Annotated in this window: 10 protein-coding genes; 3 read left to right on the top strand and 7 right to left on the bottom strand. The window is 62.5% G+C overall.

Annotation, left to right across the window (positions count from 1 at the left end):
* The 5 genes from V6M52_RS13385 to V6M52_RS13365 form a co-directional block, all read right to left on the bottom strand.
* Positions 1–593, bottom strand: a 593-nt coding sequence (locus V6M52_RS13385) for an ATP12 family protein (RefSeq protein WP_332701374.1), incomplete at its 3' end; no start/stop codon positions are given.
* Positions 586–1,254, bottom strand: a complete 669-nt coding sequence (locus V6M52_RS13380) for an HAD family hydrolase (protein ID WP_332686158.1) — start codon at positions 1,252–1,254, stop codon at positions 586–588. The genes V6M52_RS13380 and V6M52_RS13385, both read right to left, overlap by 8 nt.
* Positions 1,251–2,237, bottom strand: a complete 987-nt coding sequence (locus V6M52_RS13375) for an RluA family pseudouridine synthase (RefSeq protein ID WP_332686160.1) — start codon at positions 2,235–2,237, stop codon at positions 1,251–1,253. The genes V6M52_RS13380 and V6M52_RS13375 overlap by 4 nt, the downstream gene beginning before the upstream one ends.
* Positions 2,234–2,614: a fluoride efflux transporter CrcB gene (crcB, locus tag V6M52_RS13370; protein ID WP_332686162.1), complete on the bottom strand. Its 381-nt coding sequence runs from the start codon at positions 2,612–2,614 to the stop codon at positions 2,234–2,236. Before crcB ends, V6M52_RS13375 begins: the two co-directional genes overlap by 4 nt.
* 94 nt (positions 2,615–2,708) lie before the next feature.
* The gene (locus V6M52_RS13365; protein WP_332686164.1) at positions 2,709–4,028 is read right to left on the bottom strand and encodes a replication-associated recombination protein A; all 1,320 of its coding nucleotides are present in this window, start codon (positions 4,026–4,028) and stop codon (positions 2,709–2,711) included.
* A 139-nt stretch (positions 4,029–4,167) separates the two neighbouring features.
* Here V6M52_RS13365 and V6M52_RS13360 point away from each other — a divergent pair, with 139 nt between their 5' ends.
* The 3 genes from V6M52_RS13360 (at position 4,168) to V6M52_RS13350 (ending at position 6,712) form a co-directional block, all read left to right on the top strand.
* Positions 4,168–4,737: a hypothetical protein gene (locus V6M52_RS13360; protein WP_332701373.1), complete on the top strand. Its 570-nt coding sequence runs from the start codon at positions 4,168–4,170 to the stop codon at positions 4,735–4,737.
* A 146-nt stretch (positions 4,738–4,883) separates the two neighbouring features.
* Positions 4,884–6,065: a hypothetical protein gene (locus V6M52_RS13355; protein WP_332686167.1), complete on the top strand. Its 1,182-nt coding sequence runs from the start codon at positions 4,884–4,886 to the stop codon at positions 6,063–6,065.
* Between the two features lie 92 nt (positions 6,066–6,157).
* A complete protein-coding gene (locus V6M52_RS13350; protein ID WP_332701372.1) occupies positions 6,158–6,712 on the top strand; it encodes an AAA family ATPase in 555 nt (184 codons plus the stop codon).
* Between the two features lie 70 nt (positions 6,713–6,782).
* On the opposite strand, the gene rplQ is transcribed toward V6M52_RS13350, so the two are convergent.
* Together rplQ and V6M52_RS13340 are read right to left on the bottom strand one after the other, a co-directional pair.
* On the bottom strand, positions 6,783–7,208 hold the full coding sequence (gene rplQ, locus V6M52_RS13345) for a 50S ribosomal protein L17 (protein ID WP_332686171.1): 426 nt from the start codon (positions 7,206–7,208) through the stop codon (positions 6,783–6,785).
* A 32-nt stretch (positions 7,209–7,240) separates the two neighbouring features.
* Complete coding sequence (locus V6M52_RS13340; RefSeq protein WP_332686223.1) at positions 7,241–8,266, bottom strand: DNA-directed RNA polymerase subunit alpha; 1,026 nt, start codon at positions 8,264–8,266, stop codon at positions 7,241–7,243.
* Positions 8,267–8,285 lie beyond the last annotated feature (19 nt).

Genomic DNA, 8,285 nt, shown 5'->3' with positions numbered 1-8,285 from the left:
GATCCGGTAAGTCCGGTAATCGACACAAGTGCCGTCAAGGTCAGCAGATTTTCTCCCTGCAGCGAATCGGCCAGTCGATCCAGCGTCGCCCTGGGCTGGTCCTGGTGGATGACACCGACGGTCGGCCGGAAGCTGACGCCGAAATGCCGGGCGATGCTGACCAGCGCCTTGTCCCATGCCAGTTCCTGCTCGCAGACCAGTTCCTGCGGGCTCTCGGCGCGGTAGAGCATCAGATCGCCAGCGGCGAACTTGACCACCTCTTCCCGGAATGCCGGAACCATCGCCCCGCCACTCTCGATGCCCGAATTGATGAGACGCACCATGGGCATGGTGGCCGGATTGATGAACTCGCCCTGCCCGGCCCATTCCGCGGCCATTGCCGTGGCAATGGATGCGGCGGGAACCACCGCTGGAAACTTCTTGCCGGGCGTGCGCACCTGACGGCCATCGAGCGTCACCACAAAACCGCCATCGACCGAAGCCACGCCGACATCCTTGTAGAACCGCTTGGGCAGTTCGACCTTGTTGAGATGCTGCGCGCGGCCATAGCCGTCGTCGCGGTGCTGGTGGGCATCTTCGAGCTGGTCACGCATCTGCTTTTTCTTCCAGAAGCCGCTCGATGGTCTCATAGAGCGCATCGAAGCGGTCGACAGAGGTCGTCGCACCGGCGGCGCGCAGGGCGTCGACGGGCTGCAAACCCCAGGAAACGGCAATGGAGCGGACGCCGGCGGCGCCGGCCATTTCGATGTCGAACACCGCGTCGCCGATCATCACGGTTTCGTCCGGCCCGACCCCGACCGCGTCCATCGCGGAATTGAGCATGCCGGGATGGGGCTTGGAGGGGTTGGTGTCGGGCGTTTGCAGGCTGGCAAAGTAATGGCCCATCACGTTCTGCGCCAGTGTCTTGTCGAGCCCAGCCCTGCCCTTGCCGGTCGCCACGGCCAGGTGTGTCCCCGGCCGCCGGTGCAACCGGTCCAGCAGTTCCCGAGCGCCGTTGAATAGCGGCATCTGCCCTGGAGGGGCGGCGGCGCTCGCGGCGCGGTAGGCGTCGAAAAGCGCGGCGAGCAGGTCCGGATCATCGCTATCGGCAACGTTGGCAAGATAGAGGGGCAGCGAGAGACCGACATTGGCGCGGATAGTCTCCAGCGACGGTGCCGGCAGGTTTACCGCCGCAAAGGCCGCCAGCACACGCGCCGTGATGGCGGCGCCACTATCGACCAGCGTGCCATCCATGTCGAAGACGACGAGGCTCATGCCCCGTCCTCCGGATCGCCGCTCACGTCATAGCGGTCTGGATCAAAACCCAGCGTCTCGAAGCTCTGCCGCATATGGGGCGGCAGCGGCGCCGAAATGTCGAGCCGCTTGCCGTTGCGCAGCGGAATGGCGATGCGGCGGGCATGCAGATGCAGACCCTCGCTGAGCCCTGGGGCGCCCTGCCAGTTCTCGATATTGAAATAGCGCGGATCGCCGATGATCGGCGTGCCCAGCTGCGCCATATGTACACGCAACTGATGCGTGCGGCCGGTCACCGGCTTCAGCGTGACCCAGGCAAAGCGCTTGCTGGCCGTATCGGTGGTCGAATAATAGCTCAGCGAGTGCTGGGAGTTCGGTGCGCCATTCCTGACGACGACCATCTGCTCGCCGTCGTCCGTGCTCTGGCGGGCCAGGAAGCAGGAGATTTCGCCCTGCTGCGGATGCGGATTGCCGGCGACGATGGCCCAGTAGATCTTGCGGGCCGAGCGCGAGCGGAACACGTTGCCGAAATGGCTGGCGGCCTGCTTGGTCTTGGCGACGACAAGGCAACCGGATGTATCGCGGTCGAGACGATGCACCAGACGCGGCGCCTCGCCCTTCTTGTTGGGCAGGCTCTTGAGCATGCCGTCGAGGTGCCGCTTCGTGCCGCTGCCGCCTTGCACAGCCAGGCCATGCGGCTTGTTGAAGACATAGATGTCCTCGTCCTCGTACAGGATCAAGTCGCGCAGGAAATCTGCATCGGCATCGTTGAGCTTGACCGGCTTGACGGTATCGGGATCGTCGATCGGCGGAATACGCACGGTCTGCCCGGGGACGAGGCGCGTGCTGGTCGTCACCTTGGCCTTGTCGACCTTGACCTCGCCGTTGCGGATCAGCTTTTGCAGGCGCCCGAAGCCGAGCTGGGGGAAATGGGTGGCGAACCAGCGATCAAGACGCATCCCGTCTTCATCGTCATTCACCTGCCGCTGTTGAACGCCACTCATGCCACGCCTCGGATCGCCAAAAGCCCGAGATAAAGCCCAATGAGGCAGAGCACAACCGACAACAGCACATAGGCGCCTGCCTGGAGCCAGTCACCACGCTCGATCAGCACGATTGCGTCAAGCGAGAAGGTAGAAAAAGTCGTGAAACCACCCAGTACGCCGACAGCAAAAAACAAGCGTGCTTCGCTCTGCCAGGCAGGGAGCCAGCGGGCCATGAGGCCGATGAATATCCCCATGGCGGCCGAGCCGATGATGTTGATGAGCAGCGTGGCCAAGGGAAATCCCATAGGCCACAACCGCCCGAACAGGCTGGCAAAGCCGAACCGCGCCATAGCGCCGATGGCGCCGCCGGCGCCGACGAGAAGGAAGGGGTACATTTCAGACCTTTTGAGCCGCAGAATTCTCAGTCGACACCCTCCCCCTTGTGGGGAGGGATCAAGTTGGGGGTATCACACGCATGGGGCGCCCCGGTTATTCTTTCTCCTCACGCCGCTTCACCGCGCGCAGGCGCTCGAAATAGTCCACCCGCTTCTTGAGGTCCCGTTCGAAACCGCGTTCGACCGGCTCATAGAATTTCTGCCGGCCGATCTTTTCGGGAAAATACTCCTGCCCGGAGAAAGCCTCGGGCGTGTCGTGGTCGTAGATATAACCATCGCCATAGCCAGAGCCCTTCATCAGCTTGGTGGGGGCGTTGAGGATGACCATGGGCGGCATGGGTGAGCCAGTCGCCTTGGCGACGCCCATGGCCTCCTTGAACGCCGTGTAGACAGCATTCGACTTGGGGGCGAGCGCCAGATAGACCACTACCTGCGCCAGCGCCAGTTCACCCTCGGGCGAACCCAGCATCTGGAACGCATCGCGGGCAGCCACGGCCAATGGCAGCGCCTGCGGATCGGCAAGGCCGATATCCTCGGATGCCATGCGGATCAGCCGGCGGGCCAGGAATAGCGGATCCTCGCCCGCATCGAGCATGCGCGCGAAATAATACAGCGCCGCATCCGGGTCCGAACCACGGATGGTCTTGTGCAGGGCGGAAATCAGATTGTAGTGGCCGTCCTGCGCCTTGTCGTAGATGGGCGCGCGGCGCTGGATGACCGTGAGCATGGTCGCAGCGTCAAGCGTCTCGCCGGGCTTGGCCGAGGCCAGCACCTCCTCCACCAGCCCCAGCAGCGCCCGCCCGTCGCCGTCCGCCAGGGTCAGCAGCGTATGGCGCGCCTCCGCATCGAGCGGCAGCGCCGCCCCGCTCAGGTCCTCGGCCCGCTGCACCAGCTTCTCGAGGTCATCGAGACCAAGCGACTCGAAGCGCAGCACCTGGCTGCGCGACAGCAGCGCCGCGTTGAGTTCGAAGGACGGGTTCTCCGTCGTGGCGCCGACCAGCACCACGGTGCCGTCTTCCATCACCGGTAGGAAGCCATCCTGCTGCGCGCGATTGAAACGGTGGATCTCGTCGACAAAGAGCAGTGTCCGATGCCCGGAGAGGCGCTGGAACCGCGCTTTCTCGAATACCTTCTTGAGATCGGCGACGCCAGAAAACACCGCCGAAATCTGCTCGAATGTGTAGCCGATCTGGTCGGCCAGCAGCCGCGCCACGGTGGTCTTGCCGGTGCCCGGCGGCCCCCACAGGATGAGCGACCCCAGCCGACCGCTGGCGATCATGCGGCGCAGCGTGCCGTCAGGTCCCAGCAGGTGGGTCTGGCCAATAACCTCGTCGAGCGAGCGCGGACGCAGTTGATCGGCAAGCGGCCGGGCACTGTCGGTTTCGGAAGGGTCGGCGGCAAAGAGATCGGACATGGCTGTGTTCTAGCGGATTGCCGGCCCCTCTTACACCCCGCCAGCGGCAAGGAACAGGTTCGGCGCCACGCCCCCAATCGACAGCGCAACAGAACTGCGCTCTAGTTGCCCTTGGCCCTGCTCCTGGAAGACCTTGCCAATGCCGCTGCACCGCCTGCTTGTCATCGCCATCGCATCCGCTGCGCTCCTCGTCCCCACTGTGGCACAGGAGGACGCAATCGGCGCGCCCGGACCCATCGTCTTCGAGCAAACCCGCTTCGAGCTGGCCTGGACCAGCCATCCCACTCCCACTTACTACAAGCAGGAATACCTTCCGCAGGGGCAGGCGCTGGAAAGCTACGGCGAAATGTTCATGGTGGACATGCTGACCGAGGGGGCCACGCCGGAAAGCGCAGCCGCAGACATGATAGCCGGGTTGGAGCAACGCAAGGCCAGCGACCCGGTGGTCAATTACGACATGATCGCCAATGAGGCGACCGGCGAAATCATCTTCGATTTCCTGCTCAGCGACGCCAGCAGCGACACCGTCATCGTGGAATGGAACGCATATCGCTACGTGCCCCTTGGCGATAGCCTGGCGCTGTTCGCCATCAGCCGCCGTGGCTATGGCGACGACGCATCGGCATTCATCGGCAGCCTCAAGGACTGGCGCAGCGCCACGATCCAGTCTCTGGCCGTGATGGACCTGCCCGACATAGCGCTCGACTAGCCGAAAAACCCCGGAATCCGGCGCAGTTTCCACGTCATGCGACGGTCGCATTTTATGGGCAAATAATCATTTGCGCCGGGGGTCTGTGAGCCCTATATGCAGCGCTCGTTTTCCTGAATTCCCCAGCCCCGAAAGGCCAGTCGTCGATGACCACCGAGCCGAAGCACGTTTATCCGAACACCTCCGCCCTGATCGCGGCCGAACAGCCGGACTTTCCGGCTTTCCTGTTCTCCGAACGCGAGCTTCACAAGGCCACGAAGGTCTTCAAGAAGGGCTTTGACGGGCTGCTGACCTATGCGGTCAAGTGCAACCCCTCCCCGCACGTCATCGCGCAGTTGCACCGGGAAGGGCTCAAGGCATTCGACGTCGCCTCCAATACCGAGATGGAACTGGTGCGCGACCATGCGCCGGGCGCGGCGATGCACTACAACAACCCGATCAAGAACAAGCGCGAGATTGCGCGCGCTTATGAGGAGTTCGGCGTCCGCTCCTTCACCATCGATCACCCCCAGCAGCTCGACCAGCTCGCCGCCGTGGTGTCGCCGTCGCGTGATGTGGAAGTGACCACCCGCTTCAAGGCCGGCAAGGCGCTCAAGTCCTATGACTTCGGCATCAAGTTCGGCGTCATGGAACAGGGCGCAGCCGAAATCGTCACCATGGTCAATCAGATGGGTTATACGCCCAGCCTCTGCTTCCATGTCGGCAGCCAGTGCGAAGACGCCTATGCCTATGAGCGCCATATCGCCGCCGCTTCGCGCATCGTCGAAGAGAGCAATATCGAGCTCAAGCGCCTCAATATCGGTGGTGGCTATCCGGCCCCCTACCCGACCAGCGAAGCGCCGCCGATGGACTATTATTTCGAGACCATCGCCACGGCCGTGAACGACCACTTTGGCGAGAAGCGCAAGCCGGAGCTCATCATCGAGCCCGGTCGCGCGCTGGTGACCAGCTCGACCTCGCTGCTGCTGCGCGTCAAGCATCAGCGCGGCGGCCAATCGGTCTATGTCAATGACGGCGCCTATGGCAGTCTGATGGAAGTGAAATTCATGCACTTCACCCCGCCGGTCCGGGTGTGGCGCGGCGCCCGCGTGCATGACAATGACGCCAATTTTTCCGAATTCACCATCTGGGGCCCGACCTGCGACAGCTATGACGTGCTGCCCCAGGTGTTCACCCTGCCCTCCGATATCGATGAGGACGACTGGATCGAGTTCGGCCTGATGGGCGCCTATACCCAGGCCTCGCTGACTCCATTCAATGGCTTCGACCGCCGCGACCAGTTCTGGGTCGAGGAAGTCTATACCGGCAAGGACCAGCAGCCGGAGTAAACTCAGCATCCGACCAAATGGAAATCCCCGCTCCGGCGGGGATTTTCGTCTCAGCCTTTTCCACCCCGATCCACACTATATCGGAACTGAAAATGCTTCACATTCCGCCGCTTTCTGCCCTCGGCTGCCGCATCGTCATTTTCGGCCCGTCAAATTCGGGCAAGTCGACGCTTGCCGCCGCATTGTCCGACAAGCTTTCCATCCCTGCCGTGCACCTCGATCAGCTGCACCATCAACCCCATAGCAATTGGGTGCCCCGCCCACGGGAGGAGTTTCGTGCGCTCCAGCGGGCCGCCATTGCCGAGCCCGCCTGGATCATGGATGGCAATTATAGCGCCCTCACCCAAGAGCGTTTGGCGCGCGCCACAGGCGCCATCGTCCTCGATGAAAACCACTGGCTTCGGCTATGGCGCTATTTCCGCCGAACCCTGTTTGAGCGGAACCGGCACGGCGCGCTGCAGGGAAGCCAGGACAGCGTCAAATGGTCGATGATCCACTGGGTGGCCGTCGCCTCGCGGCATAACGGGGCGCGCTATCGCGCCATGGTCGACGACACCAACCTGTCGCGGGTCTATTGCCGGTCAATGGCTGAGGTCCGGCAGCTCTACCGGCACTGGAACCTGAAGCACCCGCGACCGCCGACGTGATCGCCGCCCACAAATGGAAAGGGCGGCCGCATCGCTGCGACCGCCCTTCAATATTCATACGATCCGACGCTTACGCGGCTTCGTATTCGTCCTCGTCGCGGACCTGCACCGGGCCGCTGTCGAGGCCCTTGGCATTAACGTCGCGATCGACGAACTCGATCACCGCCATCGGGGCATTGTCGCCATAGCGGAAACCAGCCTTCATGATGCGGATATAGCCGCCCTGACGTTCCTTGTAGCGCGGGCCAAGCACTGCGAAGAGCTTGGCAACCTGGCCTTCGTCGCGGATCTGCGCAATCGCCTGGCGGCGGGCATGCAGGTCGCCGCGCTTGCCCAGCGTGATCAGCTTCTCGACGATCGGACGCAGGTCCTTCGCCTTGGGCAGGGTGGTTACGATCTGCTCGTGCTTGATCAGCGCGGCGGACATATTGGCGAACATTGCCTTGCGGTGGCTGGCAGTCCGGTTGAGTTTGCGGCCTGAATTACCGTGGCGCATGGTTGTCTCCTAAAGTGCTTGGCAGCGCGCGATCAATAATGATCTTCGTAGCGCTTGGCGAGGTCATCGATATTCTCGGGTGGCCAGTTGGCAACGTCCATTCCGAGATGAAGCCCCATCTGTGCCAGGACTTCCTTGATTTCGTTGAGCGACTTGCGGCCGAAATTCGGCGTCCGCAGCATCTCGGCTTCCGTCTTCTGGATCAGGTCGCCGATGTAAACGATGTTGTCGTTCTTGAGGCAGTTGGCCGAGCGAACCGACAGTTCGAGTTCGTCGACCTTCTTGAGCAGTGCCGGGTTGAAGGCCAGTTCAGGAACCGAATCCTGGGCCTTTTCCTTGCTGGGCTCTTCGAAGTTCACGAATACCGACAGCTGGTCCTGGAGAATGCGCGCGGCATAGGCCACGGCATCATCCGGCGACACGGCGCCATTGGTCTCGATCTGCAGGGTCAGCTTGTCCTTGTCGAGGCTTTCACCCGCACGGGTGGCATCGACCTTGTAGCTGACGCGACGAACCGGCGAAAACAGCGCATCGACCGGGATATAGCCGATCGGTGCGTCTTCCGGACGGTTCTTGTCGGCAGCGACATAGCCCTTGCCGGTATCGACGGTGAACTCGATATTGATCTCGGCGCCGTCATCGAGATGGCAGATCACCAGCTCGGGGTTCAGCACTTCGATATCGCCGGTGACCTTGATGTCGCCAGCGGTGACCGCACCTGGGCCCTGCTTGGAGAGTGCGAGACGCTTTGGGCCCTCGCCGCCCATCTTCAACGCGATTTCCTTCACGTTGAGGACGAGATCGGTGATGTCTTCCCGCACGCCCGGAAGCGAGGAGAATTCATGCAGGATGCCGTCAATCTGGATTGCGGTAACTGCCGCGCCCTGAAGCGACGACAGCAGCACGCGACGAAGAGCATTACCCAGGGTAAGCCCGTAACCGCGCTCAAGCGGCTCGGCAACTACCGAGGCCACGCGCGCGTTGTCGCTGCCCGAAACAATCTCCAGCTTGGTCGGCTTGATCAGTTCTTGCCAGTTCCTCTGGATCGTCACGGTTATGTCCTTTCAAAATCGCGGC

The sequence above is a fragment of the Devosia sp. genome (assembly GCF_036676215.1).
Taxonomy (GTDB): Bacteria; Pseudomonadota; Alphaproteobacteria; order Rhizobiales; family Devosiaceae; genus Devosia.
The sequence above is the reverse complement of the archived record's forward strand: the minus strand, read 5'-3'. Positions and strand labels throughout refer to the sequence as shown.

Coding starts and splice junctions, on each gene's coding strand:
- V6M52_RS13380 (WP_332686158.1), bottom strand. CDS start 1,254: ATGAGCCTCGTCGTCTTCGACATGGATGGCACGCTGGTCGATAGTGGC.
- V6M52_RS13375 (WP_332686160.1), bottom strand. CDS start 2,237: ATGAGTGGCGTTCAACAGCGGCAGGTGAATGACGATGAAGACGGGATG.
- crcB (WP_332686162.1), bottom strand. CDS start 2,614: ATGTACCCCTTCCTTCTCGTCGGCGCCGGCGGCGCCATCGGCGCTATG.
- V6M52_RS13365 (WP_332686164.1), bottom strand. CDS start 4,028: ATGTCCGATCTCTTTGCCGCCGACCCTTCCGAAACCGACAGTGCCCGG.
- V6M52_RS13360 (WP_332701373.1), top strand. CDS start 4,168: ATGCCGCTGCACCGCCTGCTTGTCATCGCCATCGCATCCGCTGCGCTC.
- V6M52_RS13355 (WP_332686167.1), top strand. CDS start 4,884: ATGACCACCGAGCCGAAGCACGTTTATCCGAACACCTCCGCCCTGATC.
- V6M52_RS13350 (WP_332701372.1), top strand. CDS start 6,158: ATGCTTCACATTCCGCCGCTTTCTGCCCTCGGCTGCCGCATCGTCATT.
- rplQ (WP_332686171.1), bottom strand. CDS start 7,208: ATGCGCCACGGTAATTCAGGCCGCAAACTCAACCGGACTGCCAGCCAC.